Raw genomic sequence first — 26171 nt, forward strand, 5'->3', positions numbered from 1 at the left:
GCTCAACAAACGATTGAATAGCAAGGCCCTGTTTAGGGCCTTCTTTTGTATCAGGAGTAATTTGAGTTATGTGGCGCGCCTTAAACCAGTTTTCTCGCAGTCGTTTTTCTTGGCTGCTGTTGCTCGTGAGTGTTGTCGGTCTTGAGGCTACAGCGCTGTATTTCCAATACCACCAGTCACTCGCGCCTTGTGTGATGTGTATTTATGAACGGGTTGCACTGTTTGGCGTGGGAGCAGCCGCACTGGTTGGCGTGATTGCGCCGCAAAATGCTGCATTACGCACCTTGGGGTTACTCGGCTATGGGGTGACCGCTGCCTGGGGGCTAAAACTGGCACTTGAGCATGTCAGTTACCAATTTCCGGATCCGAATCAACTGTTCGGCCCGACGTGTGATGTCGCGGTGAACTTCCCGGCTTGGGCCCCACTCAATCAATGGCTTCCACAGGTATTTGAAGCTTATGGTGATTGCAGCAAGGTGGTATGGCAATGGCTTGGCTTTTCGATGCCACAATGGTTGGTAGGCATCTTCTCGGCCATGCTGGTGGTGTGGGGGTTGGTCGTCGTCGCCCAATTTATTGGCCGACCACCGCGCCGTATCTTTTCTTAGTAACCTTGACGCGCCGCCTCCAAATCGAGGGCGGCGCATCTGCAGCCACTTAGGCTTCGCAGACGATTTGCGTATCGGCTTGTAGCTTGGCTAGCAAAGGTCTATCCGCTGCACTAAATACCGCGGGATCGAGTCGGTTTGGTTCGCTCCAGTGAATGGCCTGATGACTCAAGGCTTCAGGCTCTCCCTTGGCGAGGGTGCACCAATAGCTACACAACAAAATGCGCTTATCACCGTAGTCATATTCTGTTTCGACAATCGGCGCGCCGACGGCTACCGTCACTCCCAGCTCTTCTTTTAGCTCACGCGCGAGAGCTTGTTGATCGCTTTCATCCGCTTCTACTTTACCCCCCGGAAATTCCCACCAGCTAATGTAGGCCTTGTCTGGGTGGCGCTGAGCAACAAGCACTTGGTTTGCTTGCCCAATCACACCGGCGACCACACGAATCGCCGCTTGCGTGTTTACTTGCGTCATCGTTCTCTCCTGCAATCGCTTATCGCCCACAACACTTTTTAAACTTGGTGCCACTGCCACACGGACAAGGGTCGTTACGCCCTATCGACTTAAACGGGTTAATTTGATGGGCGCCATGGCTGCCTTGCTGCACTTCATCTGCTGCTTTGGCGACTTCTTGGATCATTAAGTCCAATTGGTCGATGTAGCGACCGGGCTCAATATCTAAGCCAACTTCTTTCATTTGCGCCAGCGTCCCCGCCTCGTCATGCAGCAACAGCATCGAGGTCACCAGTGCGGATAACATGCGGCGACTTCCATCGCCGACGGTCGCTTCTTGCCAATGCGGCTCAACATAAGGCCATACCGCAAGAAAACCTTCGGCAAACGCTTGAGCCGGTTCGCTACGTAACGACAGCATCAACGCGTCTGGCAACTCATAGTCGTTGCGCATGAGAGCGTTATACTGCGCGTCAAGATGCGCGAGGATCGTCTTTTTATCGGCGTCAGGTAAATGGACATCGTCTTCATCAAGGCCTGCCGTCATCAATACCGATAACCATGTGTCCGGTGATAGCGGTGCGGGACAGATATTGGCGGCCAGCAGGGCGCCTTCTACAAAGCTGGCTGGCATGCCTTCCCATTCAGAAGAAAGCGTGATTAGTGTTGACATTCTGTCTCCCGTATCTGTTGAGTCGCGTCAGCGAGGCGAGCGTTATCCAGCTCACGCACTATCTCATCGGCGCGATTGAGCACGCGAATCGCTTTAAAACAAGCGTCTGCTTGCGGATAGTACTGACGTAAATATTTGAACCACTGTTTTATTCGGTTCGGGAAATACTGGCCCTTATCACCTTGTAGCTCGAGTTCGGTATAGCGTACCAATAACGTAAGCACGTCTGTCCACGCCATTGGTGCAACATTGTCTCGAATGTGAGCGCCAAGGTTGGGCATGTTCAGGGCACCACGACAAACCATTAAGGTGTCGCACCCCGTGATGGCTTGGCAGCGTAGCGCATCCTCTCGGTGCCAAATATCGCCATTCGCGGTGACAGGAATAGGCAGTTGTTGATTTATCTCTGCGATCAAATCCCAACGAATGGTACCCGCTTTGTAGCCATCACGCTTAGTTCGACCGTGGACAACAAGCTCAGAGGCACCAGCTTGGTATACCGCATCAGCAATCTCCGGGTAGTCATCCAAATCGTTGTAGCCAAGACGAATTTTGGCACTCACCACATGGGCTGAGTCCACCGCATCGCGCACCGCTTTCACCACATCAAACATATGCTCTGGGGTCTTGAGCAAGGCCGCACCACCTCGGTTGCCATTCACCGTTTTTGACGGACAGCCAAAATTAATATCTATCCCGTGAGAGCCAAGCTCAATGGCTCGGACGGCATTGCGCGCCATCGCCACCGGATCTTGTCCCAACAGCTGCACACGCACCGGCGTGCCGGCGGCGGTGACGCCTCCTTGATGCAATTCAGGGCACAAGCGATAAAAGACCTTCTCGGGTAAACGCTGATCGACCACACGCACAAATTCCGTCACACAGAGACTGTAATGATTAATCTCCGTAAGCAGGTTTCTCATTAAGGGATCGAGTACCCCTTCCATTGGGCCTAAAACCACGCGAGGGGCAGATGGATATGTTTGACTCATGCCATGACCTTTACCAGTAAGGCGCGCTATTTTGCCAGCTTTTGCCGCAAAGCGCAGCTAACAAAAAAAGCCAGTCAAAATATGACTGGCTTTCATACTGTTAGCATTAGTGGTACAGACCTAGCCCTCTGCCTTCGCTGCCTCAACCATGGCCTCTAGCTGCGGATAAGGTAAATAGCCCGGCGCGACTTGATCGCCAATGATCATCGCTGGCGTGCCGCGCAGCCCCAGCTCAACAAAGGCTCGGTAGTTATCCGCCACCGCTTTTCCTGTTTCTTCTGGCGTTTTTAGCCATTGCTCGGTCTTGGTTTTCTTGGCGATTTTCTCTAGCGAGCGCGCATCATGCATACCGCGCTTTTTCATCAGCAACTCATGAACTTGTGCAAAAGCCTCTGGCTGTTCTAGCCATACATTCATGGCATATACCGCAGAGTTGGTGCCCAGCTCATCAATGGTTTGTTGTTTAAGTGGCACGGCAATATTGATGACTTTGACATCATCATGCGCGGCCACCAGTTTTTGCAGTTCATCTTCCAACTTTTTACAGTACGGGCAGTTGTAGTCCATAAAGTTCACCACAGTGACGGCTGGGTTTTCGGCACCAATCCAACTATGGGTCTTAGACTCAAACCAGTCGCGACGTTTGGCAAGGTTCTGCTTAAACGTTTGCTGCTGCTCAACAAACTTCTGCAAACTCTGATTAAGGTTGGCAATTAGCTTGGGGTTATCTTCCAACAAGCTAACAATTTCATCCAGTTGCGCTTGCTGTGTATCGCTTAAATTCTTGGCGCTAGCAGGCATGGCTAGCATCATGAGCGCAACACATGGCGCGATATAACGAGTGAAGGACATTGGGTTTCCTTTTTATTGATATAAATGCATTACAACAGTCTCAACCATAGGCCAAGGGGCGTGGTGAATCCGGTTGTAATTGAAGTAATTTTTCCTTGTTCGATCACCATCACGGTAGGCGTTACTTTCACTGAAAAGGCATTAGAAAGCGCCCCGCTTTGATCGTTCACCACAGGAAAATCATAACCATGATGAGCAAGGTATCCGGCCACATGTTTATCCGAGCCCGAGCGTAACGCGATCGAGACCACTTGCGCATGACCACTTAGCCAATCTACCGAGGGGGTCACAAAACGGCATACCCCACACCAACTTGCCCACACATAGACCAGCACCGGCTCTTGTTGCGACATGGCAACCAAATCTTGTTGGCGACCATCTAGTAAACGCATCGATGTCACCGGCACCTGACTGGTATCGATATCACGGCTTCGCCACCAATCGACGGCAGTGCTCGATATCAATACAAACACGATGAGCCAGCACAGATCACGCGCACCACGTTTGACCCGCTGACGCCATGACAGTTTCGTTTGAGTGGCCGTCATGGTGTTTTCGCCCGCTCAATCGCGGCCATCACCGCGTTATCGGTCAAAATCACCGGCAACGCGATCCCATCAGGTGCACCCGGACCATAGACAATATTGAACGGCACGCCATAGCGCTGGTGCTTTTGCAAATACTGCGTCACGGTATCACTCGGACGGGTCCAATCACCTTGCATCGTCACTACATTCGGCGCGGTAATCGCATCATAGACGGGCGACTGTAGCATCACCCCTACTTTGTTGGCGTGGCAGGTAATACACCAATCGGCGGTCACATCGACAAACACCACTTGTCCCTGTTCGACGGCGCGCGTGATTGCCGCTTCATCAAGGCTTACCCAATCTGGTTCAGGATTGAGGGGCGTTGCCCACTGCTGCGCGGTCAAGGACGCTCCTATCAGCCCAAGCACAATAATAACCAGCAACCCAGCCGAGCCTTTAATTGCTGCCAGCTTGCCAAGGGTCCGATATGTCAGCCACACAGTAGCAACTAGCAACAGTGTTCCCACTGCTATTGCACCTAAGACGCCAAGATAAGGCATCCATAACCAGAATAGCCACACTGTGGTGCCAGCCAGCAACAGCGCAAAGACCCGTTTGACATGGTTCATCCACGGGCCGGGTTTTGGCAATGCGCGAGTCAGCCCCGGGAAAGCGGCGACCAACAGCCACGGCAGCGCCATACCAATCGCCAGCGCGGTAAAAATCAGCCATAGTGCCGTCAAAGAGCCGCCCAGTGCGTACGCCACAGCCGTGCCAAGGAAAGGGGCCGAACACGGTGTGGCCAGTAAGGTCGCAAACACGCCTTGCACAAAATGACCACTGTGGGTGTGACCCCCGCGTGTTGCTAGCCACGTCTGCCAGCTTGAGGGTAAATCAATACGCAGCACGTCGAATAAGCTCAGGGCAAAGAGCCAAATCACCAGCGTCATGACCCCGATAAAGATCGGACTTTGGAACTGGATGCCCCAACCCACCGCTTGTCCTGTTAGCTTGAGCGCCATCAGTAATCCAGCAATCGCCCAGAAGGAGACGAGTATCCCAGCTGCTGAGGCCAAAAACTGGCCACGAATGACACCACGAGTGGCGTTAGGGTTCGCAACAATGCTGTTGAGTTTGAGTCCCAGAACAGGGAGTACACAAGGCATCACATTCAGGATCAAACCGCCCAAGAGTGCAATCCCGCCAATCACCCAAATAGAAAGTCCCGCGTGTGCAACCACATGGCCTGCTCGTACCGTGATGCTATGCTCGGCGAGTAGCTGTTTATCCATGACGGTAACCTGAATCGGCTTGTCGGTAAGATTGGGAGTTTCAATCCAATTGGTTACATCAAAGGTCGCGGTCAGCGTATTGCCATCACGGTGGATACTCGGCACCCCAAAGGTGTCATCAATCACCGCCTCACCATCCACTAGGAGGTCAGGTTGCTGCCAAGCTTGGTTGCCCGTCACGGTGACGGCGAGCTGCTGTTTACTGGCATCCCAAACCGCAGAATCAAGCGTCACATTTGGGAGTGGCTTGGGCACCTGACTCATCGCTTGGTTAAACTGATACATCCGCTCGCCATCGGCCTCTAGTGCACTAGGCGTAAAGTCGAGCGAGATAGGATAGTCAGTGATCACACACACACTGGTACACGATGACAAGCGCAGCGTTGCATCCAGTGAAACCGGCTGTTGCCAGTGTTCAACATCCAATGTCAGAGGGAAAGCAACCTGCCCTTTATAGCCGAGCATGGTCAACCCGAGCTGCTCATAGCGCTTCGGCGCCGGCCAGTGCCAAGTAATCTGGTTCAGGTTTTGGCTGTCATTGATAATCAATTCGGGAGCCACGCCCCCTTCGCCGGGCGAGCGCCAGTATGTTTTCCAATCACCTTGCAAGCGGATAGAAAGTAAACCATCGAGGCGCAGTGTGTCTGGACTCCCTTGCCCAGTTAACGCTAAACGTGCCGTCACCGGCGGATGATCAGGATTGCTGAGCCAGCCGGTATCCGGAGCATTGGCTCGTGCCGTTGGAGTGAGTAGCAGTAAGCACAAAGACAATAGCGGCAGCAAGACCCAAGTTGGCCAAGCGCGACCTTGTTTAACAGTGTGCCAATAGTCATTGATTCGATTCATAAGTCTGTTCCTTGTTAAGAATAAATACGCCATTTGAAAAGCAGGCGCTTTATTCTCGGAACACACAAAAACAAAGGTGCCGTCGCCGATAGGTGGGTGGGTCGTGAGTGGGTAAGGTAATCGATACGCTCACCGTCGCCATGACCGCAAGTAATACAATCAGCCACCAAAGTGGCGCGGGAAGCCAATCGAGCGTCAACGCGGTAGGCTGAACCAGCTGCTCAGACAGGGCACATTTTTTCCCGACCGCACTCGCATCATCACTTTGGTCTTGCATACTCAATGCTTGGCAAGCGGCTTGCACACCTGATTGCCAACTCAGTTGGTTTTGCAAGGCGCACACTGCCAGAACCCATATCGCTACCGCGAGGGCCCAGCCAGCTTTAGAACGACGTGCATACTCTTGCATTCCACCTCCTGTCGAGTTGGCGATCATTATGCCCAACAACAGAAAATAAACAATGGGTTATCCGCGAAGAAACATCGCCTTACACCGTGGCTTGCGTGTCGATACAGTGCCGTCTTAACAAAAAAGGCACCGCAAGTGTCGGTGCCTAGCTAAACAACGTCATCATATGTCTGCCGCCACTAACGCCCGGCAGGATGATTCAATCTCCACAAGAATTAATTTTTGTTTTTATGAATCATGAGAGAGGCCAGTAATACCAATGGATTCACAACTTTCTCTACAAGAAGCCCTTTCTCTAACCAAAACCTGAGAAAATCACCCCAAAATTCTCAACTATCCCGCCAATTCGATCTAAGAAAGTCTCGACATTTTATTGCTAGTCAGCGCTCTGCTATACGAGAAAGTACTCTGCCTAATAGCAACTCCTTTGCATCATACAACCATAACCCCGCGTAAGAAACTTTTGGACAGAACCTTCTTAGAGTAACCACTTAAATTAGAGAAATATGGATAACTTTTTGTATCATAAAATCGCGTCGTAAAGTGCCCAGTCTAATTGGAACAGAACACTTTAATATCTGAACAACTATCCAGACAGTGGGGGCCACGATCTTACTATTTAATAGGACAGGTTCAACAACAGTATCAAATTGATGATATGGTACACTTGTGGTTCTCACTTTCTAAACATATTCTTGGCACCATCGTTCCACTGTCAAAATCATAAACAATCACCTTAGGGTGATGTACATCATATGCTTGTCCAATAAACACTGATGCAGCGTTTGATGCACAAGGAAACAAATGGATAGTTTGTGCGCCATACTCTGATTTGAGGACATGAAACATTGACTGAAGAACAGAAGTAAAAGCCTTTCCGTCATCTGGATGCGATACGGCACCATTGCCCATAAACTGTTCCTTCGCGCGAATTGTAATCATTTGGGCACCTGTTTTCTCACAAACTGAATTAGAAGCTTGAACTAAGCTTTCTGGTTCAGCCGTCAAGGAAATATTTATTACAAAATCAGTTCCTTTTTCTAAATCATCAAACCCAACCACTTCATAAAACTCACCGACAGGATCTATTGCAGGCCATGACCAACTACCAGATTCTCTAAATCTAAGCATCGGAGTAACCGCATTCTTGTTCCCTATTTTTGCGCCGAAGCCAATAAGCGCTGAAGTTGGTCCAAAACCAAACAACGCAGCATTAAATCCAAACTCTTTGGTTTGTTGGATAATCTTATCGGCGGAAGCCTGAATAATATTCGGCATTAGAGCCCAAAATACGTCTGGTGATTCAACTAAAAGCTCTTCATTATGACTTAATATGTTGATCTGCTGGTGCATCCTTCTTTTAATTCTAGAAAGACTGTTGGCAACTTGCAGGTATGAAGGGGGAGAAACTGTTTGAGAATTTACAGGCCACAATACAGCGTAAACAGGGATTGGTTGGTATTTCAAGCCATCCAATAAACTATTTGCAATAAGACCGAATTCCTTCCTCATCGCAGACAGTGTCGATGCAGGATAGTCACTAGCGGCAACCTTATCAATTAACCGATGGTGTTTATCACATAAAAGCAACACATTGTTCGGATCATTTGACAGTTTTTCTGATAACTCGGTAATCCCTCTTGCGCCTTGTTCAGACGAAGCAACATTGTGAGCCAAGTATGCATAGTTACCTGACGTACCTGAAACCTCATCGTAATCAAGCTTTTCACCGCACCCCGTAAACATGCAACGGCCAAAACTATCCCGCCAAACTGTCTCCTTTGTGCCTTTTGTGAAGTCTGGACCACGGCCCGTTTTTTTCCTTTTTCCTTCAAAACGAGTGAACAACGATTCTAACTCATCTAGCGTTAGCTCATCGCTCTGTGCCTCCGCTTTCCCCCAGATACTCGCTATACTATGTAAATGAGTTAAATCATCGCGCGTTATTGCATAACCTTGAAGACATCTGTAAGTAACTGTTTCAGATTCAGCAGATAAGGTATTTACACAAGACTTAATCAGATTCGGCTCAAGGCAAAGGCGCATTGTGGCGCTTAATTCTTCGTTTAACATTAGCAAAATGATGGTATTCCTATCACCTTCGTCAGTTAAAATCCCTACACGGTTCCAACTGACCAAGTTTTGCAGATTGTCGAAGTACTGATCAAAAGTATCCATCGAATCTATTGGTGAGCTTGCCGCCTGATTACAGAATTGATCCGCCTTGTTATCCATCAATGTTCCTCTTTGCTATTTCTAAATTACCGTTAATGTTAATGTAAACATTTACTTGCTCATTACCCACTATTGCAAACACAAGTTGCCTGTCAGGGTTCCGCAACGTACATTGAGCCCAGTCATTCAAATCAATAATTGAGGGTTCTGGTACACATTGTGGGTGCGTATGCCAAGTTCCAATATAACCCAGCTCACCATTTGATTGTTCAAATGCTTTGTCTATTGCCTGTTGATGAAATGGGTCTCTCATCACAAACCTTGATCGCTGGCTAATATCTTTTTTCTTTGGTGTTGTACACCTGTCGATCCAAATCTTGCATTCACCTTCAGCTCGTGAACCAATCAACGCCCCAAACTGTTCCTTATCCTTCCGTTTGATTTGGCGGTGTTCCAGCCAACATTCATAGACCTGCTTGTTGACTCGCAGTTCGACGCTTGAACCGACAAACAAGACATCTTCATCAGTTACAGACATCACAATCCTCATGAATCAAAGGCTTAACCTGCAAAGAGTCGCTAAATTGATAGAACCTATTAGTCAGCGATACTTCATGAGCTACTGCATCATGTTCACTGCCTTTCCAGCTAACTTTTGAACTGGCAGTAATCTTCCCTTCCAGGTATTTGATAGCCAAATCGCTCGCAATTAAAGCCGTTTGCGCAGAGCAAATAGCGCTATAGGAAATAAACTGCTCACCACAGCCTGCCATGTTAATAGTGACATCTTGGTTTGGCTCGATGAAGTTAAGGTTAGAGTTAAGCCCTCTGGTCAACGTATCAGGACAAACATAGGCGCAAAGTAAGCAACCAGTGCTATCTGGTATATCTAGTACAGCATGCCCACCTACGCCAAAACCTTCAAGCCAAGTGTTAATGACCGGAACTTTTATGCCATTTTCCAAAAGATACTCTTTAAAAAGTCGCTCATGAGTCGGGCTACCAATGGCTATAACAATCAAATCATAAGAGCTAATTAACTGAGAGTTTCTGAGTTCCAGCAGTTTCTTTTTCGAAGGAACAGCTTTGGACCATAAGAACTGGCGTGCTAGGTGGTAACTGAGGCCATAAGATTTCTCTAGATTCAAATACTCCTCGGGCAAGATATGCCGGTATAAGTTATCTATCTGATAAATATCATTGTCATATATATCTAGGTTTTGAATCCCGGCCGCAGAAAGCTTGTGTGCTATCTCGCTCCCAACAGATCCAGCTCCAATCAAGGCAACCTTGCTTGTCGCTAGATCTAAATTTGCACCACCTCTTGGCAGCACAGCTTCTTTATTGAAAAGCCTTATAGGAACAGCCTTAACCTTCCAGTGTCTTAACTGAGCTTCAGTTAACGGCAGAGATTGCTTTTTACCTTTTTTGCTTTTGAAATATAAGCAAAACCAGACCGTTCCTGATGGTACTTGAGCATTGAAAACAATCCAGTACTCATGAGTCTTCCACCTCCCATAATTCTCACGTAACTTTTTCAGAAGGTCAGGTTCTTGCTTCAACAAGACTGCTAAGTACCAAGTTGTAAGCTGCTCTTTTTCTAACGGTGCTGGCTCCATTTCAGTTAGAGGCAAAACTACAGCTTTACCAGCAAGATTTCTTCCCGAACTATCCTGCCAGTAAACTTTCGCCGCAGCTGCTAGATCAGTATTTTCAGATTGCGCCAAATAGTAAGACCTAACGCCAAACTTAACATTTTTTACAGGCTTATAAACATCTATCTCTTCCAGTGCCCCGCTATCATTGGTAAGAAGTACGGGTCTTTCATCAAAATCACAAACATTTAACCAGCAAGACTTGAACTCTCGTAACAGCTCTTTCCGGTTCCAGTCGGGATCAGTAACCGCTCTATCCAAAATACCTATGTGGCGATTAAGAGATTCCTCAATCGCCAGCAATGGCATATTGAAATTTACTGAAACAGAATCCTTATCATTGACACAGATACTGCCATACTCAACATCAGCAATTTTGAAAATTAGAACATGCGCCAAATGCCCTACATCGCGCGGATTTATAAGAAGAAAAACAGGTAAACCAGTGATCTCTGATGTTAGGAAGTGTATCAGATCTATTTTTTTTTCTTCAATTTCAAGGCTGACTGCAATAGCGCCAATCCCATTAAAGTCCAGTGCTTTGCAATCAAAGCCTTTACGGCTTAAATGCTCGACAATTTGCTCAGATGCTACCATTAAGCCCCCTGTGATGTGCCCGAGGCTCCGGCTGTGGCGTATGCAGCCTTTTTAACATTGGATGAACTACTAGGTACTTCAAAATCATTGCCAAACACTTGGTTCAGTATCTTGCACTGCTTAACCAAATCTGTTTCATCAATAGCTTTATCTAACTTATCTCTTAACGACTTCAGCTTGTTATAGAACTGAGTGCCGGTATTTAGACTGCTACCATCAAAGATATCTCTCCATGGTGATTTCGGTAAATGAACCCGTACCTTATAAAGATCGTCACCTTGATAACTAAAATAACCACCACTCAACATGGCATCTACTGTGTTTCTAAGTGCAACTAAATCGTTAGCTTTATCACTATCATCCAAGCTTGGCGAGAATTGCTCTTTTGCCATCACTGTTAAGCCGATGGAAAACACTTTCTTAGCAACATCTGTACTAAATTTGTTATCTCTCCAGCGCTTTAGGTACCTAACAATACGCTTATATTGCCCAAGCTTTTTACTCGCTGAACCAAGGTAGGCTGAAGAGTCATTTATCCAGTCCTTTAGCCCTTTAGGATCCGAGTCAGACCATTCCCTATTGCCTTCGCTAGAGTTCTTTTTGCCTACAGCTAACTCATACTCACCGTATTGCTCCCGATAAACCGGGATGTCGATATGTAGATTTTTACTAGCGTAGTCGGCGGTTACACATGGCTTTTTAATCTTTGCGTTTTTGAAGCCTCGGTCCTCCAGGACCTTCAGAACGATTTTTTTAACTTTGATAGGGTCATCTGGTGAACCATCAAAAGCAATCACTATAGCTCTATCAATGTCGAAATCTTCACACGGATTCTTGACCCCTGTACCTATTGACATAGATCCTTGAAGAAAGTCTTCTATCACTGGGTAGCCTTCGTCCTTCAAAGTACTTTTAATAGTCTTTAAGATGCTGTCATCCTTTTCACGAGCATCTTTGTACTCGCTATCTTCACGGCTTATCTTAATCTTATCGTGAAACTTGATAAATTTTGCTTGAATGCTCATAGGACCCCTCGATCTTTCGAATGTGATAGCACTATATGTAGTAACCCGCCATTGGATAAAACACAACATATCGTATTCAAATTATCTTTACAAGTTAAGTCAACCACACTTACCTATTGATAGAAAACACAAATAAACCGCAATATAAGTAAACACTTACTGTATATGACGACTAAATCGAGACATTCCTAGAACCACCTTAGATTAATTGGTTTCACATCCCTTCCAAAACACCGTAGTTTATTGACCGCTCAATGCAATTGTCTTGGCGTGATCGATGGCATTAGAAAAAGTAGGTCAAACCGCCTCACTGTGGTTTGTGAGGTTAAGCGTGCTAGCACGGAAAGGGGCAGAAACGCGTTACGATCCTTAGCCCCATTACACTTTGAGCGTGGGAAAGTGTTACTTTATGGGGGTCACAACTGAATTTTCATCCAGTAACTCTTGTTGCAAGTCAAACACCCTGAAACGGAGCCTGGCATTTTCAGCCTCTAACTGCTTCCGGGCCTCAATTGCATTGTTTCGTTGCACTCTGTATTTATCTTTAAGCTCATTAGCTTTTTTCAAATCATGTTTTAGCCTATCCAGCTCAGACAAAGGGACATCTAGCTCAATATCTAAGCCTGTTGTCATCGCCTTATCGCGGTTGTGGTTGTATTCATCGATAACAGGTTTGGCGTAGGCCACGAACTCTTTAAACTTATGGACATAGCTATTGCCAAATTGGGCTTCATTATTGATTCGATTCAACGTCAGCTTGCCAGTCGCCTTAATATGAAGCGGCTTGCCATCTAATAAGCGCTGGAATGCATTGACCAGTAACCCTTCTGCCTTGCAGGTTGCCTTATACTCAACTTTCATGACCATACCGCCTTAATATCATCATTGAAGCTATCAAATGGGATGCTGTGTTTGACCAATGTTGGTTCAATGGACTGAATCTTCTTTTTTCTGGCATCCAGAATCAATTCATTGGCATAATCACCCATATCATTGATTGCCCTGAATGACGCAATGAGTTTTTTCCGCTCCCTCGACAGCCTTTTGGCCGCCTTATCCGTGACGACCTTATGCTCGCAGGGCGCTTCAACAATATCCATCAGTGAGCAAAGGCGCTCACAGTTACGGTTGGTGCAGTAGCCCCCTGTAGGAAGTAACACAATGGATTTATCACCAGACCTTACCAAGGCTACCAATTCACTTCGGGACATAACAATTTCCTCCCCCTGTGCTAGCCTCTCTGCTTTATTCTGGGCTATGCGCTCACCTTCTGCACCGCTTAAGGTATCGGATACGTTGTAAATCTCATCCCATGCGTCGACCGCTGAACTTTCAATGGCTTCATCAAATTCACTCATTAACTGAGTATCCATCAACAGTTGGTTGGTACGCGCCAGTTCGGAATAATTCGCGTACCAATTGGACATGTTTATATTGCGGTGCTTAAGCTGGTATTTGACTGTAAGCGCGTTGCCAAGTCGGTTCTTCACCATAAAGACCACAAAACTCCGCCGTAAGTCATGTGGACTAAGCCTTGGTAAACCGCCTCCGACCTTTAAGCTTCCTGCGCGGTCTGGATTTAGCAGGTCGAATTCCTCAACGTCTTCGGCGGTCGCAATAATGTTGAATTCTTTCAAATTCAATGCATCATCAGCACCGTCAATACTGTATTTTAGCGACGTTTTATTTATGAGAGTTTCACAGTCATAAGGGATTTCAGAAGAAATAAAGGCACTCTCAAGGTCTTGTTTCTTTGCATTATATTGGTCTTGGGTTAACAGACCATTTTGATAACCGTCATCCAGTCGTTTTAAACTGTATTTTCTCGCGGCTTGCGTGGCATCAAAAGCCAGCTCCAGCGCCAGCTTTGCGATAGGGGCAGTATTCCACGTCGTATAAATCTTTTCGCCCTTATTTCCTTTTGTAGTAAACCCTGAGACCTTGGGTACAGCAGCCAGTGAATCATCATAGCTCTCTTTATTCATGGAAAGCAGCTCTTCCCTTCGGGCAGCCGAGAACAAACCGACACAAATAAAGCACATCCTGAGCAGCGTGCCTAACCAACCTCCACGTCTGTGAAACGAAAAATTAGGAATGGCTTTTCGTTCAGACCACATACTTGTTTTGCGAGATATCCTTGTGATGAATGTCAACATTTGCTTATCGGTTAAGGTACTTACATCAAGTGCTTTTAGCTCAGCACTCAACATATCATCCTGATAGGTGTATAGCTTTTCCATCGCCTCTGAAATCTGATGGCGATAGGGGTGGTAGGTTTCTACAAACTCAATAACTGTTTTTAAAATACTGACATGAATCACTTCAGGAAATGCGATGGCCTGACCGCGCTCCGCATCAGGGTTAGCCCACTTGATATACTCTCTTTTATGGACATAACGCGTTACAAGGCCAGCCTTATGCAGTGAATTAATATACGAGGCAACATTTCGGCAAGTACCTTCACTGCCGACCCCATGTAATGTTTTACTGCACCTTTTCCACTCTCGTTCACTCGAAAGCAAGCTGAAGTCACTTTTTCCCCAGCGTGTTGCGATGGTGTTTAATTTATTCCTTGTGCCTACGAGCGTGCTAACAGCCACATGGGAGTCAGAGTTTGATTGTTTCTTTTGCCATTGCATCAGCGCATAGAGGTAAGACTGAATATCGCGGCGGTATTTCTCATCAATGTACCCAAAAGAGATTGTTTTTTTATTCTGGTTCAGGGCGTGAAAATCCCAGTCCATATCAAAGACACGTGACACACCTTTCCCGTCAGAGTCAAACGTCACATACGGATTTTCAGCAACTTCTTGGCGAAGCTGTATAAGCTTTTCAGACATAAGTTACCCCTTAAAGAATTGACTTGCGCTGGCTCGGTCTTGGTAAAGCGGGTGGAAATCGCCGTCATCCACTTTCTGTTTTGCTTGAGCGTAGTTTTTAGGTGCTTTCTGTTTCAGCCTGAGAAGGACTTTTTTCAATAGGCCTTCCACCACGAAATACTCATCTTTAGGTGCGGAATTACTCGCCACCATCTCTTTGAGGTCTTCAATTTGATCTAAAAATGACAGCATCAACCAGATATCATTTTCTGACGCCACCAATTTATGACTGTCGCAATCAAAGCAAGCAAGAAAATCCGTGCAACGCCCCGTATCTTTGGAAAAATCAATGCCCAGCTGCTTCATCCGCCTCGCTTCCGCAATAAGCTTCTCTGGTGTTGCCCCTGCGCATTTGATACCACTGGGCGTTGCCATTAATGGCTGCTCTTTGCTTTCACGGCTGCGCAAATTCTTATAATCATAATCTGACAAAATATCGCTGCGCATCGCCTTTGCATTCTCGATAGCTTCACCAATGTCCTCGCCCTTGGCAACCGCGCTTAACGCGCCAAACGTGGCATTGAGGTTATTATCATGGTCTGCCTGAACACCGCTAGAGTACCGTATGGCGACAACATTCATGGAATTATTCAGCCCCTGTGACACAAGGAAGATATCTTCAGTGACTCGCATCAGTACATCAGATTTTGTTGCCCTGAATCGGCTTGTAGTAACCGTTAAGCCAGAAATTTTCTCTAGCTGAACATTGATGTAACCAATATTTGAGCCATTGACATTAAATGTCCAAACCTCACCATTGGCATTAAAGAAAGGGCAAAGTGGCAGCTCATTTGACAGCGGGATACCCAGAGATTGGTACATCTCTTTAGATGTTTTTAGCCAGCGGGTAATCAACTCTTTAGTTCGCTGGCTAAAACCACAGCTATTATCTAAATCCTTATAGCCTGCCCTAAACTTCTCACCGTCAAAAACAAACCGCCCACTGCCAATGCTTTTAAATGAAACGTCCTTATGCTGTACATTAGCGAGCACCGATGTATTCATGCCTGTCAGCATTGAGAACACGAAAAACCAATTACGCGATCCCTGATTATAAAATACCTGCCGATTAAGTTGCTCAAGTGGAAGCGGGCTAATCTTTATTGTTCCAGCTTGAGGTTTCATACACGTCTTAAAGCCATGCCTTTTAAGGCCAATGTGACGTGGTGTCCAGCCATTGCGTCTTGCTTGCTCATTAAACCGCTCTTCATCAAAGAACGGGTGAATCTCTAGCAACTCATTTTTCTCAATCGCTTCCTGAAAGGCCAGTGCGCCTTTAACCAATACCTTGGATAACGGCTTCAGCTCTGTTTCCACATGAAACGCTTTATTTGCAGCCAAAGGGCGTCCTGCAACTGCTGGCAGTACCTTAAGGTCAGACTCTCGATTCCACAGCCTTAACAGAATAGATAAGCTGTTTTTAATTTGCACAGCTAATGATACCTTCTCACCTTTTTCGCGTAATTTATTGAAGTGCTTAATGCAATCAATCATGACGGCATTTGCGAAAAGGTCACCGTGATAATCAATGGCGTCAAGATATTGGAAGTAACTCACAAGCCCAGTAAAATAACTCTGCTTGGATCTGTTTTCAGGTAAGGGATTTAGCCATTGGTGAATATCCCTGACGATATCATCCCGATTCGCCAACACACCATTTCCTGATTTTATTTGATTTACTGTCGGGACATTCAGATAACGCAGGCGGTGAGTGTAGGATTTATTTCCATTGCCACAATCTAAAACCATATCTTTAAAGCGAAGTGGGATAACAGGCGCACTTGGTTTATTAAGTGCTATTTTGGTACGTTTACGTCCTTGCGTCATAGTGCCCCTTCCAAGTCCTCAAAAGCGCCAATATAGTCCAGTACATCCTCGTAGATTTCGTCAGCAGAGGGGGTGTCCTGTGCTATTTTCATGTATTCTATGGTCGTCGCCCTATCTTCATGGCCTAGCAAAGCCGATACCCTATCCAATGCCTCATCGGGTGTGATTGATGGATTACCATACTCATCCTTTTTATTTAAAAGGTGGCGGAAGATATTCACAGCAAACGTTGACCGTAAATTATGCAAGGAACCAACAATTGGTTGGTCGAGACCTTGGGTTAGGTTTGCAGTGTTACGAATTTCCACCCAACGCCCAGTAAAGTCTTGTAGCCGGATAAACATGGGTTTCCCGGACTGGGTAATAAACAGGTATTCCAGTTCAGGGTTAATGGCATCATCACCCTCAAAGAGATGCGTATTACCTGCCTCAACCTGCTCCTTGCACCATGCTTTGAACTTATCAAGGCGCTTTTTATACCTGTCAGTCTGCGAGTAGTCATAAAGCATTTTCATTAACGAGGCTGGGATAATGGTAACACGGCTTTTATTCTTCTCTGCACAGCCCTCAGCAGTCTTAGTTAGTGATTGGTATTTATCACCGACGCCTAAATCCATCACAGGTCTTTTGAAGACCTCTTTGCCGTCCTGAATCATTGTTTCTGGGTTAACTATCTGCCCCAAATGAAGACTCGCGGCTTCCTCTCGCCGCAACCCTGTATAACGGCAAATCATTGGGTGCAGGCAAAACTCAATCGGTAACGAGTGCAATGTATTATTGTCACCATGACGAACCACCCTGCGAGACTTCATTAATATGTTTTGCAGAATGTTCCATTCACTATTTGTAAACGGTTTTAAGTCACGGCGAATGTTGCTGAGGCTTGTGCCACCACTGCGAGATGACTTAGAAAACTTGATCCGCATATCCGTCGTATGCACCTGCTTACGTTGGTAAGCTTTCATACTTGATGCAGACGCCTCGAAATGGATATTAACTGTCTCAAACTGGAAGGGAGGGTTATTAAAACGAATGCCTTGGCGAAGGCAGTGTTTATAGAAACCGGTGACACTGCTCATATATTGCCTAGCCGTAGTTTTAGCCAATACACCATCAATAGCGAGCTGCTTTATTCCATCGCGATATTGGTAGGTTAACCGCTCCTGCTTGTTGCGAGGAAAGGCACTCCATTCTGGGCGGGGGTCATCATAAAGAGGGTCAAAGTCCTCTTCATCGTATTCAGCATCCCACTCGGCCTGTTTGTCTAATACAAAGCTGAAGTAATGGGCAAGCCCCTGTGCATCTGTACCGAGTTCAAGTACTCCATCATCGATTGCTTTCAACAATAAGAACTCATTGACCATATCTAATGGTTGGTAGCTGATCAGGTTGTCTTTGTCGTCATATCCAGCGATATAGAGTAAGGGGAGTTTCTTGATTGAGCTCTTATTGCCATTGGCACGGTATGTAACCTGAGGTTCACCATTTTCATCAATGGACACCAGTGGTTTCTCGTAAACAAAGTTAGGGATAGTCGAAATTTCTATCTCTTTTCGTATGACCTTTGTCTTATTTTTATCACTATCAACCATACTAAACCTCATGCTGTACATAAAATCAGAATATACAGCACTCTCAACTTTTAAAGTTAATTATGAGGTTTTAGTCTATCAGGTAAGTTTTGAATATGATCTTCCCAATCAATCACATCGATTTCGTATACCACGCTGTCTTTGACCGAAATCCCTGCTTGGTGCATTGCCGCTTTTGAGCCAGTGATCAGAGGATGCCACTCAGGCAGCGGTTTATTCTCCGCCAACAAGCGGTATGCGCAAGTCTCTGGCAACCAGTAGAACTCATCTATTTTATCGCGGGTAAGCTTGAGGCATGACTCTTCATAAGAAAAGCGATTGGGATAGTCTTTGCATGAGCACGTTTTATCATCGAGCAGACTACATGCCACGTTGGTGTAGTAGAGCTCGTCGGTCTCTTCGTCGATCAGCTTATGTAAACAGCAACGGCCACAACCGTCACATAAAGCTTCCCACTCCTCGTCGCTCATTTGCGCCAAGGTTTTTTGTTGCCAAAAAGGCGTGCTCATGATGTGTACTCTCTTATATTTTTCCGCTTTGTGGCGGTAACGACATTGCGCCGCTGTTATAACCATCATAGCGCTAAAGTGCAAGCGACCTTCCCTTCCCGACTTGGCGACAACCAACGTCAATGGTAGAGTGCCTGCCCGTTTTTCTCCGATACCGAGGTTTTATGCCCACTACGCCGACATTCTCGTGCCGTTTAGGCTGCGGCGCGTGTTGTATTGCCCCGAGTATTTCCTCTCCAATACCCGGTATGCCTGACGGTAAACCCGCTGGAACACGATGTGTCCAACTCGACGAGCATAATTTATGTAAACTGTTTGGTCGTCCTGAGCGACCTGCGGTGTGTAGTGCCTTTAGCGCTGACAAAGACGTGTGCGGTGAGAGTACCCAGCAAGCGTTAGATAATTTAATTTACCTCGAGGCGGCAACATAAAAAACGCCAGCCCAGTGATGAGCTAGCGTTATTGTAGCGAAACGCGTGTTCTCGCTTTAGCTTTGAATACCTACGATCAACCAAGGTGCATTGGACTGGGTCAAATCACGCTCTAGATGCCAAATATCCGAGATATCTTCTTCTACACCCTCGACACGATCACAGTAACGACCGGTGAATTTCAAACTCAGTTGGGCAGTGCGACTGTCGTAATCGGCACGCACAATCTCAGCATCCACATACATCACTTCGGTGTGTTGCTCCCCACCTAATCGCGCACGTTCGGCGGCTAAGTCGTTATACAGCGCTGGCGTCACGTACTCTTGGATTTTCTCCAATTCGTTATGGTTCCAAGCGCCTTGCAAAATACGGTAGTGTTCGCGCGCGCCACTCAAAAAGCTTTGCATGTCGAATTGTGGCGGGAAGTTAAAGGGGACATCGGTTTGTGTTTCCCCGAAACCACCCGACGTCGCGCTGGTTTCTGTAGCATTGTTACGAAACGCTGAGGGCTGTTCGTGATAATAGCCTTTGTTTTGTCCCGCGTAAGCGGGCCCTTGCGCCTGAGCACTGGCTTTGGCCTGTGTCATGCCTCGCAAGAACTTCATAATCAGGTAGGCAATTAAACCAAGGATTAAGATATCCATAAATTGGATACCCTCAAAGGCACCACCAAAAAAGGCCGCCAACAAACCACCGGCGAGTAAGCCGCCGAGTAAACCACCCATCAAGCCTTTTTTACTGCTGCTTTTGGTCGGGCTTTGTTTGATGGTGTTGGTATCGGTTGTTTTTTGCTTAGGGGCGGGGGCGGTTTTAAAGCTTTTGCCAAATGACTTACCGCCACCAAAGCGCTTGGCTTCTGCGTAAGGCGCTGAAACAACGAAGACAAACATCAACGCTGCGACAGAGAGTAATTTTTTCATGATTGCTTCATCTGTGGTTTATGACTGATGTCATGCTAGAGTGTCTGGAAGTGAAGTCAATCCTATGACTGACATTAATTGTTACCAAACGTCACCACCGGATTCGGGAACCATCTCGAAGTTTGGCGCACTCAAGGAACCATTTACGCTGTCACGACTCCAAGCTCACAACGCATTTATTTACATTGATAGGACTGGACCATGAATGATACCCACAGCAAGTTTATCGGTTATCTGCTTTGGATCTTTGGCTTTCTTGGCGCACACCGTTTTTACTATGGTAAACCTGTCACTGGGACGCTTTGGTTTTTTACCCTCGGCCTGCTCGGGATTGGCTGGATTATCGATCTCTTCTTGATCCCGCTAATGGATAAGGAAGCGGATCTACGTTTTCGTAGCGGACAAACCAATTTCACCGTCGCTTGGCTGCTGCTGACATTTTTAGGTATCTTTGGGGTCCACCGTATGTACATGGGGAAATGGATCACTGGGGTCATTTACCTGTTTACGGGCGGTTTCTTCTTACTCGGCGTGCTATATGACTTTTGGACGTTGAATGATCAAGTCTCGATAAAAAACAGCCAAAAATTTGCCTAACGCCACTATCGACTGGCAGTAATCAATAACCGTTATTTGTCGCTGACACAGCCAATATCGGGTGTGCATACTTATTGCCAATCGCATAACCTAATGATGCGCAACCCGTTTAAAGGTTGCGCACTCGCCTCGCCTTGCTAGTATAAGTCGCTTATTGCACCGCTAAACGGACCGATGTACTCATGAGCCAACAGTTTCAACTTCTGCGTGAGCGACGCTTTCTGCCCTATTTCATCACACAGGCGTTAGGGGCCTTTAACGATAACGTTTATAAAAACGTGTTGGTGATCATGGTCGCATTTGCTTCCGCCGAGCAATTGCCAATGGATGCAACTCTGTTTATTAATGCCGCGGCAGGGTTATTTATTCTGCCTTTTTTCCTGTTTTCTGCCTTTGCCGGTGAACTCGCCGACAAATACGATAAAGCCCTTATCATGCGGCGCGTGAAATGGCTGGAAGTCGTGATTATGTCGAGCGCCGCGATTGCCTTGTATTACGAATCATGGACAGTGCTGCTAGGGTTATTGTTTATGATGGGCACCCAGTCCGCTTTTTTTGGCCCGGTAAAATACGCACTGCTACCACAAACCTTGAGCGATAAAGAACTGGTCTCGGGCAATGCGCTCGTCGAAACCGGCACGTTTTTATCTATTCTACTCGGGACCTTACTCGCTGGATTTATCGCTCATCACCCACATGCCAATGTGGTTGCCGGCGCCGCGGTATTAGCCTTTGCACTGCTGGGCGTGCTATCGGCACATGCGATCCCTCCCGCGCCTGCCGGTAATCCAACCCTCAATCTGCGCTATAAACCCATCGCACTGATGAAACAAACCTTGCGTTTTGCACGCCAAGACAAAGTGACCTTACAGGCCATTTTAGGTATCAGCTGGTTTTGGTTTCTTGGTGCAAGCTACCTGACCCAGTTTCCTAAATACACCGCCTTGCTGGGCGGGAATGAAACCGGCGTTTCCTTCTTACTGACCCTATTTTCAATCGGTATCGCGGTGGGCGCGCTGCTGTGTGACAAGCTGTCCGGCCACCGTATCGAGCCCGGTATCGTGCCCTTGGGAAGCCTTGGGCTTACCGGCTTTGGGTTGCATTTATTTTTTGCCACGCCCGCCAGCCCAACTGTGCACAGCGATTTAATCGCCTTTGTGACCGATCCGGCACTGACGTGGGTGTTCATCGATTTATTGATGATTGGCGTGTTCGGTGGGATCTTTATTGTTCCCTTGTATAGCTTGATGCAACAGCGCGCCGATAAAGCCGCGCGTGCACGCGTTATTGCCGCCAACAATATCTTCAATGCGTTGTTTATGGTGGCAAGTGCCATTCTTGGCATCACCCTCTTGGTGGTGATCAAAATCTCCATTGCCGAGTTTTTCCTGTTGCTGACAGTGCTCAATTTATTGGTGGCTATCTATGTCAGTCAGTTGGTGCCGATTTTTGCACTGCGCTTTTTTACGTGGATGATCACGCACACCTTGTATCGGGTGAAGCATAGAGATTTACACCATATTCCCGAACAAGGGGGAGCCTTACTGATTTGTAATCATGTCAGCTACATGGACGCGCTTTTGCTGGCGGGTGCTTGTCATCGTCCGATTCGCTTTGTGATGTTTGAAGACTTGTACAAATTACCCGTGCTGCATTGGTTCTTCCGCACCTCAAAAGTGATCCCCATCAGTCACCGAGGACGCACCATTCGCGCCGCGATGAATGAGATCCAACGCGCGTTAGATAATGGCGAAGTGGTGTTGATTTTCCCAGAAGGGCACCTGACCTTTGATGGTGAAATAGACCAGTTCCGTCGTGGCATGGATATGATTCTGCAGCGTTCACCGGTCCCTGTCGTACCCATGGCACTGCAAGGCTTGTGGGGCAGTTATTTTAGCCGACATGGAGGAAAAGCCATGTTAAAACTGCCAAAACGCTTTTGGTCAAAGGTGACTGTGGTGGCCGGCCCCGCCGTTGAGCCGGAAAAAGCCACCTCCGCGTATATGCGCGACGAGGTGATTCGCTTACGTGCCGACCGGCCTTAGTGTTCGATTTGCTGGCTTGCCCATTGGGCAAGCTGCACACGTGACGGCTTGATACTGACACCCTGCTCTAATATCGGCCACGGCAAAAAAGCAATGGGACGTTGATAAGGCGCTAGCGAATGACAATGCGCCGTTAATTGCGCCTGATCCAGTTGCGCTGTGCTTTGCACTATCGCCACTGGACGCGCGCCAAATTCATGGTCAATAACCGGGACAACCACGACTTGGCTGATCTCGTCTCGCTGGAGCAAGTGATTTTCAATACGCTCAGGCTGAACATTTTCTCCACCGCAGATAAACTGATTATCCTTACGCCCGATAAGGCGCAACACAGGCCGCTGGCGGCGCGTCTCCCATCTCGCCAGATCCCGGGAGCCTAAGCCTTGTTCTGCCGAAAGCGCCTTTAACCGTCCCGCTTGCCAATATCCTAACGCGAGCGTGTCGCCACGATGAATCACTTCACCATCGCTCGCCAGCGCAACGGCGCGATACGGCAAAGGCTCACCGACATCGTCATGGCCATCGGCACGCTTTAACGTGACGGTCGATGCGGTTTCTGTCATGCCATAGCCACACCAACAAGCAATGCCCTGTTGCTCAGCTAGTTGCGTCAATCGTGCGGGAATCACTGCACCGCCCAGTAATACATGCTTAAGTCGAGAAGGCACTTGCCGCGCCGCCAACCAAGGTAAGGCGCGATAGAGCTGTGTGGGCACCAAGGAGGCGTGTGTCACCCGAGTCAGTGATTCGGGTAAAGCTTCTCCCTGACAAGGGAAAATGGCGAGGGTGGCACCTTTGAATAACCAGCGCCACACAATAGCCAGCCCCGACACATGAAAAAGCGGCAACGATAACAACCAACTATCGGTGCGACTGCTCGGCCTCTCCTCGTGCTCAGACAACCCTTGATACGGCAGCATCTGGGTTAAACCTGCCGCACTGGCAAGGTGTTGATGCGCGGCATGTACCACGGCTTTGGGCTTTCCTGTTGATCCCGATGTTAGCGTCATGGTGAGCGGTTGCTGTGGTTGCCAAGGCGCTATCGATATCGCGTCGGCTCCCCTTGCCTCATTTTGATCGCAGTCCAGCCATTGAAATTCGCCAAGTTCAGCCAACACGGCGGCTTTCACGTCGTCACTTAAAGCATGATTGAGCACTAAGGTGATCTTGCCCGCTTGCCATGCAGCAAGCAGGCCCACCACTAAGCGCTGGGGAGCAAGACGACTGTCGAACACCACCACTGGCGCGGCATTAAACTGCGTTTGCTGACGGTCCACATCCGCCACCAGCGCCTGCCACGTCAGTGAGGTGTCACTCTCGATGGCAAGCGAGTCTGGCGCACAGCCAGCCCAGTGCCGCCACGGCCACACCTTAAATCCGAACGCCGAGGCCGTCACAATGTATTCACCCAGATAAGGGGCTGGTCATGTAGAGGCGCTAATGGCTGCGGTGCACCCGGCCACGTACGGTCAAGTTGATGAGCAAAGATACTCAGGGTATCAAGCCCAGGAACCACATCAGGCGTTAACCAGGTGGCAAAGCGTGATAGCTGTGTGAGTCCAAGGCTTGATTCTAGCGCAGCACTGATCACAGCCTGCTTGCCAAGCGTTTTCGCGCTATCAATCCAGCTTGTTAGTGACGCAAGATCGCCCATCAAGGTGGGCTTGAGCACCCACACTGAAGCGTATTCACTTTCAATCAATTCACTGTCATCGTGATCGCGCAATGTCTCATCCCAAGCGAGAGGAAAGCCCAGCTGTTGCGCACAGCGCAGTGATTGCAAGGGGTCGGCACAGGGCTCTTCAATCCAGCTAATCCGCTGTTGATGTGCCTCACTCAAACCTTGCCAAAACTGGCTTAGCTGCTCTGGCCGCCAACGCCGATTGGCATCCAGTCGCAAGGTTAATGTCGGAATCGCCTCCAGTAAGGTCGTGACCATCAACCGATCGCGCGCCACCTCATATTCGCCTACTTTTACCTTGGCTTGCGGTGATGGCGTTTGACTTGGTCCACTCAAGGCTTGTAAGAGCGCATCAGGATCGCCCGTACAGACAGGCACAGTCGCAAACGTCGCCTCCGTCGGTAGCTTTTGGTCCAACTCCGCTTGCGCCACACTCACTCCCCATGCGACTGAGGGCGGTAATTGCGTCATCGCTACATGGCGGTGATCACACCATGCCGCGGTAGCGGCAATCAACGCATGGCGTGCTTGTGCAAAGCTCTCTTGGCTAAACCCCGGCAGAGGGGCCACTTCGCCCCAGCCGCGACGTGCGCCTTCGCTCAGCTCAACCACTAACCCTTCCCGCTCAGCCAGTCGCTGGTCGCGCACAAATACGCCCGACTGGATCGGTAACCTATAGTGGTAGATCCGTGCCTGCCTCATACTCACCTCATGGATTGCGTGGGAAACGATTGAACGCCGGACGGCGCTTCTCGTTGAACGCATTGCGCCCTTCTTGCCCTTCTTCGGTCATATAGAACATCATGGTTGCGTTCCCTGCCAACTCCTGCAACCCAGCTTGTCCGTCACAGTCAGCATTCAACGCGGCTTTTAAACAACGCAGTGCCACCGGGCTGTGCTGCAGCACTTCACGACACCAGCGCACGGTTTCGCGCTCCAAGTCGGCAAGTGGCACCACAGTGTTTACTAGTCCCATATCCAACGCTTCTTGCGCGTTATAGAACCGACATAGGAACCAAATTTCACGCGCTTTCTTTTGACCCACAATGCGAGCCATGTACGAGGCGCCCCAGCCACCATCAAAGCTGCCCACTTTGGGCCCGGTTTGGCCGAATTGGGCGTTATCGGCCGCGATGGTCAGATCGCACATCATATGTAGCACGTGACCTCCACCTACAGCATAACCGGCCACGGCAGCAATCACAGGCTTTGGACAGGTACGGATCTGACGCTGAAAGTCCAGCACATTAAGATGATGGGTGCCTTCGTCGTCTTGATAGCCGCCGTAGTCACCACGGATGGATTGATCGCCTCCTGAACAAAAGGCTTTTTCGCCTAAACCGGTCAAGATGATCACTCCTACATCACTGTCGTAACGAGCATCAGCAAGCGCTTGCATCATTTCTTTGACAGTTTGGGGACGAAAGGCATTGCGAACTTGGGGGCGATTAATCGTAATACGCGCAATACCGTCTGCCGATTTATGGTAAAGAATGTCGCTGAATGTCTGATCAGCCTCTACCCACTCAATGGGTGCATACAGTTCTTGTTCGGTTATACCCGGCGTAATAGCCATAGGATC

The 26171-nt window shown here is 48.0% G+C and carries 24 protein-coding genes; 4 read left to right on the top strand and 20 right to left on the bottom strand.

The genetic code is table 11. The annotated features are described in order from the left end of the window. The first annotated feature begins 68 nt into the window (after positions 1–68). Entirely contained in the window at positions 69–608 is a 540-nt protein-coding gene (dsbB, locus tag N7E60_RS10240; RefSeq protein ID WP_269597407.1) for a disulfide bond formation protein DsbB, read from the top strand. Between the two features lie 49 nt (positions 609–657). Here the strand turns inward: dsbB and N7E60_RS10245 are convergent, their stop codons facing one another. The 16 genes from N7E60_RS10245 to N7E60_RS10320 all read right to left on the bottom strand — a co-directional run bounded on the left by N7E60_RS10245 (position 658) and on the right by N7E60_RS10320 (position 18915). Further along, positions 658–1083 carry a (deoxy)nucleoside triphosphate pyrophosphohydrolase gene (locus tag N7E60_RS10245; protein ID WP_077455714.1) on the bottom strand — a complete coding sequence of 142 codons (426 nt, stop codon included), beginning with the start codon at positions 1081–1083 and terminating at the stop codon, positions 658–660. 19 nt (positions 1084–1102) lie between these two features. Further along, positions 1103–1735, bottom strand: coding sequence for an SEC-C metal-binding domain-containing protein (locus N7E60_RS10250; protein ID WP_269597408.1), 633 nt, complete (start codon positions 1733–1735; stop codon positions 1103–1105). Continuing rightward, a complete protein-coding gene (gene dusC / locus N7E60_RS10255; RefSeq protein ID WP_069589999.1) occupies positions 1723–2727 on the bottom strand; it encodes a tRNA dihydrouridine(16) synthase DusC in 1005 nt (334 codons plus the stop codon). The genes N7E60_RS10250 and dusC overlap by 13 nt, the downstream gene beginning before the upstream one ends. A 120-nt stretch (positions 2728–2847) precedes the next feature. Continuing rightward, positions 2848–3579: a DsbA family protein gene (locus tag N7E60_RS10260; RefSeq protein WP_069590514.1), complete on the bottom strand. Its 732-nt coding sequence runs from the start codon at positions 3577–3579 to the stop codon at positions 2848–2850. Between the two features lie 29 nt (positions 3580–3608). Continuing rightward, the gene (locus N7E60_RS10265; protein WP_069590516.1) at positions 3609–4127 is read right to left on the bottom strand and encodes a protein disulfide oxidoreductase; all 519 of its coding nucleotides are present in this window, start codon (positions 4125–4127) and stop codon (positions 3609–3611) included. Further along, positions 4124–6247 (bottom strand): protein-disulfide reductase DsbD family protein, encoded by a 2124-nt coding sequence (locus tag N7E60_RS10270; protein WP_269597409.1) that lies wholly within the window; start codon positions 6245–6247, stop codon positions 4124–4126. Before N7E60_RS10270 ends, N7E60_RS10265 begins: the two co-directional genes overlap by 4 nt. A gap of 49 nt (positions 6248–6296) precedes the next feature. Continuing rightward, entirely contained in the window at positions 6297–6656 is a 360-nt protein-coding gene (locus tag N7E60_RS10275; protein WP_077455709.1) for a hypothetical protein, read from the bottom strand. A gap of 645 nt (positions 6657–7301) precedes the next feature. After that, positions 7302–8891, bottom strand: coding sequence for an SAVED domain-containing protein (locus tag N7E60_RS10280; RefSeq protein ID WP_269597410.1), 1590 nt, complete (start codon positions 8889–8891; stop codon positions 7302–7304). Further along, positions 8884–9369: a Mov34/MPN/PAD-1 family protein gene (locus N7E60_RS10285; RefSeq protein WP_213880959.1), complete on the bottom strand. Its 486-nt coding sequence runs from the start codon at positions 9367–9369 to the stop codon at positions 8884–8886. Before N7E60_RS10285 ends, N7E60_RS10280 begins: the two co-directional genes overlap by 8 nt. After that, positions 9356–11083, bottom strand: a complete 1728-nt coding sequence (locus tag N7E60_RS10290) for a ThiF family adenylyltransferase (RefSeq protein WP_213916799.1) — start codon at positions 11081–11083, stop codon at positions 9356–9358. Before N7E60_RS10290 ends, N7E60_RS10285 begins: the two co-directional genes overlap by 14 nt. Continuing rightward, on the bottom strand, positions 11083–12108 hold the full coding sequence (locus N7E60_RS10295; RefSeq protein WP_213970510.1) for a nucleotidyltransferase domain-containing protein: 1026 nt from the start codon (positions 12106–12108) through the stop codon (positions 11083–11085). Before N7E60_RS10295 ends, N7E60_RS10290 begins: the two co-directional genes overlap by 1 nt. Positions 12109–12510: 402 nt before the next feature. Beyond that, positions 12511–12969 carry a hypothetical protein gene (locus N7E60_RS10300; RefSeq protein ID WP_182039096.1) on the bottom strand — a complete coding sequence of 153 codons (459 nt, stop codon included), beginning with the start codon at positions 12967–12969 and terminating at the stop codon, positions 12511–12513. Beyond that, on the bottom strand, positions 12966–14948 hold the full coding sequence (locus tag N7E60_RS10305; RefSeq protein WP_269597414.1) for a site-specific integrase: 1983 nt from the start codon (positions 14946–14948) through the stop codon (positions 12966–12968). Before N7E60_RS10305 ends, N7E60_RS10300 begins: the two co-directional genes overlap by 4 nt. Before the next feature lie 3 nt (positions 14949–14951). After that, positions 14952–16814, bottom strand: a complete 1863-nt coding sequence (locus N7E60_RS10310) for a hypothetical protein (protein ID WP_269597415.1) — start codon at positions 16812–16814, stop codon at positions 14952–14954. Beyond that, positions 16811–18406 carry a site-specific integrase gene (locus tag N7E60_RS10315; RefSeq protein ID WP_269597416.1) on the bottom strand — a complete coding sequence of 532 codons (1596 nt, stop codon included), beginning with the start codon at positions 18404–18406 and terminating at the stop codon, positions 16811–16813. The genes N7E60_RS10310 and N7E60_RS10315 overlap by 4 nt, the downstream gene beginning before the upstream one ends. A 56-nt stretch (positions 18407–18462) precedes the next feature. Beyond that, positions 18463–18915 (bottom strand): YcgN family cysteine cluster protein, encoded by a 453-nt coding sequence (locus N7E60_RS10320; RefSeq protein ID WP_167314699.1) that lies wholly within the window; start codon positions 18913–18915, stop codon positions 18463–18465. A gap of 164 nt (positions 18916–19079) precedes the next feature. Here N7E60_RS10320 and N7E60_RS10325 point away from each other — a divergent pair, with 164 nt between their 5' ends. Then, positions 19080–19346: a YkgJ family cysteine cluster protein gene (locus N7E60_RS10325; protein ID WP_077455707.1), complete on the top strand. Its 267-nt coding sequence runs from the start codon at positions 19080–19082 to the stop codon at positions 19344–19346. A 56-nt stretch (positions 19347–19402) separates the two neighbouring features. On the opposite strand, the gene N7E60_RS10330 is transcribed toward N7E60_RS10325, so the two are convergent. Continuing rightward, positions 19403–20266 (bottom strand): Tim44 domain-containing protein, encoded by an 864-nt coding sequence (locus tag N7E60_RS10330; protein ID WP_269597418.1) that lies wholly within the window; start codon positions 20264–20266, stop codon positions 19403–19405. Between the two features lie 201 nt (positions 20267–20467). On the opposite strand from N7E60_RS10330, the gene N7E60_RS10335 reads away from it, so the two are divergent. Both N7E60_RS10335 and N7E60_RS10340 read left to right on the top strand, forming a co-directional pair. Then, positions 20468–20863 carry an NINE protein gene (locus N7E60_RS10335; RefSeq protein ID WP_074212203.1) on the top strand — a complete coding sequence of 132 codons (396 nt, stop codon included), beginning with the start codon at positions 20468–20470 and terminating at the stop codon, positions 20861–20863. A 182-nt stretch (positions 20864–21045) separates the two neighbouring features. Next, positions 21046–22908 (top strand): MFS transporter, encoded by a 1863-nt coding sequence (locus N7E60_RS10340; protein WP_269597420.1) that lies wholly within the window; start codon positions 21046–21048, stop codon positions 22906–22908. Here the strand turns inward: N7E60_RS10340 and N7E60_RS10345 are convergent. Genes N7E60_RS10345 through menB form a run of 3 tightly spaced genes read right to left on the bottom strand, consistent with a single transcriptional unit; the run spans position 22905 to position 26165 of the window. Beyond that, positions 22905–24278: an AMP-binding protein gene (locus N7E60_RS10345; RefSeq protein ID WP_269597422.1), complete on the bottom strand. Its 1374-nt coding sequence runs from the start codon at positions 24276–24278 to the stop codon at positions 22905–22907. The genes N7E60_RS10340 and N7E60_RS10345 overlap by 4 nt on opposite strands. A gap of 23 nt (positions 24279–24301) precedes the next feature. Continuing rightward, positions 24302–25291: an o-succinylbenzoate synthase gene (gene menC / locus N7E60_RS10350; protein WP_269597424.1), complete on the bottom strand. Its 990-nt coding sequence runs from the start codon at positions 25289–25291 to the stop codon at positions 24302–24304. Between the two features lie 7 nt (positions 25292–25298). Continuing rightward, the gene (menB, locus tag N7E60_RS10355) at positions 25299–26165 is read right to left on the bottom strand and encodes a 1,4-dihydroxy-2-naphthoyl-CoA synthase (RefSeq protein WP_269597425.1); all 867 of its coding nucleotides are present in this window, start codon (positions 26163–26165) and stop codon (positions 25299–25301) included. Positions 26166–26171 lie beyond the last annotated feature (6 nt).

Origin of the sequence: Salinivibrio proteolyticus (genome assembly GCF_027286365.1) — a bacterium.
Lineage (GTDB): Bacteria > Pseudomonadota > Gammaproteobacteria > Enterobacterales > Vibrionaceae > Salinivibrio > Salinivibrio proteolyticus.

Bases quoted from the DNA above. Each gene is read 5' to 3' on its own strand.
- dsbB (WP_269597407.1), top strand. From the start codon at position 69: ATGTGGCGCGCCTTAAACCAGTTTTCTCGCAGTCGTTTTTCTTGGCTG.
- N7E60_RS10245 (WP_077455714.1), bottom strand. From the start codon at position 1,083: ATGACGCAAGTAAACACGCAAGCGGCGATTCGTGTGGTCGCCGGTGTG.
- N7E60_RS10250 (WP_269597408.1), bottom strand. From the start codon at position 1,735: ATGTCAACACTAATCACGCTTTCTTCTGAATGGGAAGGCATGCCAGCC.
- dusC (WP_069589999.1), bottom strand. From the start codon at position 2,727: ATGAGTCAAACATATCCATCTGCCCCTCGCGTGGTTTTAGGCCCAATG.
- N7E60_RS10260 (WP_069590514.1), bottom strand. From the start codon at position 3,579: ATGTCCTTCACTCGTTATATCGCGCCATGTGTTGCGCTCATGATGCTA.
- N7E60_RS10265 (WP_069590516.1), bottom strand. From the start codon at position 4,127: ATGACGGCCACTCAAACGAAACTGTCATGGCGTCAGCGGGTCAAACGT.
- N7E60_RS10270 (WP_269597409.1), bottom strand. From the start codon at position 6,247: ATGAATCGAATCAATGACTATTGGCACACTGTTAAACAAGGTCGCGCT.
- N7E60_RS10275 (WP_077455709.1), bottom strand. From the start codon at position 6,656: ATGCAAGAGTATGCACGTCGTTCTAAAGCTGGCTGGGCCCTCGCGGTA.
- N7E60_RS10280 (WP_269597410.1), bottom strand. From the start codon at position 8,891: ATGGATAACAAGGCGGATCAATTCTGTAATCAGGCGGCAAGCTCACCA.
- N7E60_RS10285 (WP_213880959.1), bottom strand. From the start codon at position 9,369: ATGTCTGTAACTGATGAAGATGTCTTGTTTGTCGGTTCAAGCGTCGAA.
- N7E60_RS10290 (WP_213916799.1), bottom strand. From the start codon at position 11,083: ATGGTAGCATCTGAGCAAATTGTCGAGCATTTAAGCCGTAAAGGCTTT.
- N7E60_RS10295 (WP_213970510.1), bottom strand. From the start codon at position 12,108: ATGAGCATTCAAGCAAAATTTATCAAGTTTCACGATAAGATTAAGATA.
- N7E60_RS10300 (WP_182039096.1), bottom strand. From the start codon at position 12,969: ATGAAAGTTGAGTATAAGGCAACCTGCAAGGCAGAAGGGTTACTGGTC.
- N7E60_RS10305 (WP_269597414.1), bottom strand. From the start codon at position 14,948: ATGTCTGAAAAGCTTATACAGCTTCGCCAAGAAGTTGCTGAAAATCCG.
- N7E60_RS10310 (WP_269597415.1), bottom strand. From the start codon at position 16,814: ATGACGCAAGGACGTAAACGTACCAAAATAGCACTTAATAAACCAAGT.
- N7E60_RS10315 (WP_269597416.1), bottom strand. From the start codon at position 18,406: ATGGTTGATAGTGATAAAAATAAGACAAAGGTCATACGAAAAGAGATA.
- N7E60_RS10320 (WP_167314699.1), bottom strand. From the start codon at position 18,915: ATGAGCACGCCTTTTTGGCAACAAAAAACCTTGGCGCAAATGAGCGAC.
- N7E60_RS10325 (WP_077455707.1), top strand. From the start codon at position 19,080: ATGCCCACTACGCCGACATTCTCGTGCCGTTTAGGCTGCGGCGCGTGT.
- N7E60_RS10330 (WP_269597418.1), bottom strand. From the start codon at position 20,266: ATGAAAAAATTACTCTCTGTCGCAGCGTTGATGTTTGTCTTCGTTGTT.
- N7E60_RS10335 (WP_074212203.1), top strand. From the start codon at position 20,468: ATGAATGATACCCACAGCAAGTTTATCGGTTATCTGCTTTGGATCTTT.
- N7E60_RS10340 (WP_269597420.1), top strand. From the start codon at position 21,046: ATGAGCCAACAGTTTCAACTTCTGCGTGAGCGACGCTTTCTGCCCTAT.
- menC (WP_269597424.1), bottom strand. From the start codon at position 25,291: ATGAGGCAGGCACGGATCTACCACTATAGGTTACCGATCCAGTCGGGC.
- menB (WP_269597425.1), bottom strand. From the start codon at position 26,165: ATGGCTATTACGCCGGGTATAACCGAACAAGAACTGTATGCACCCATT.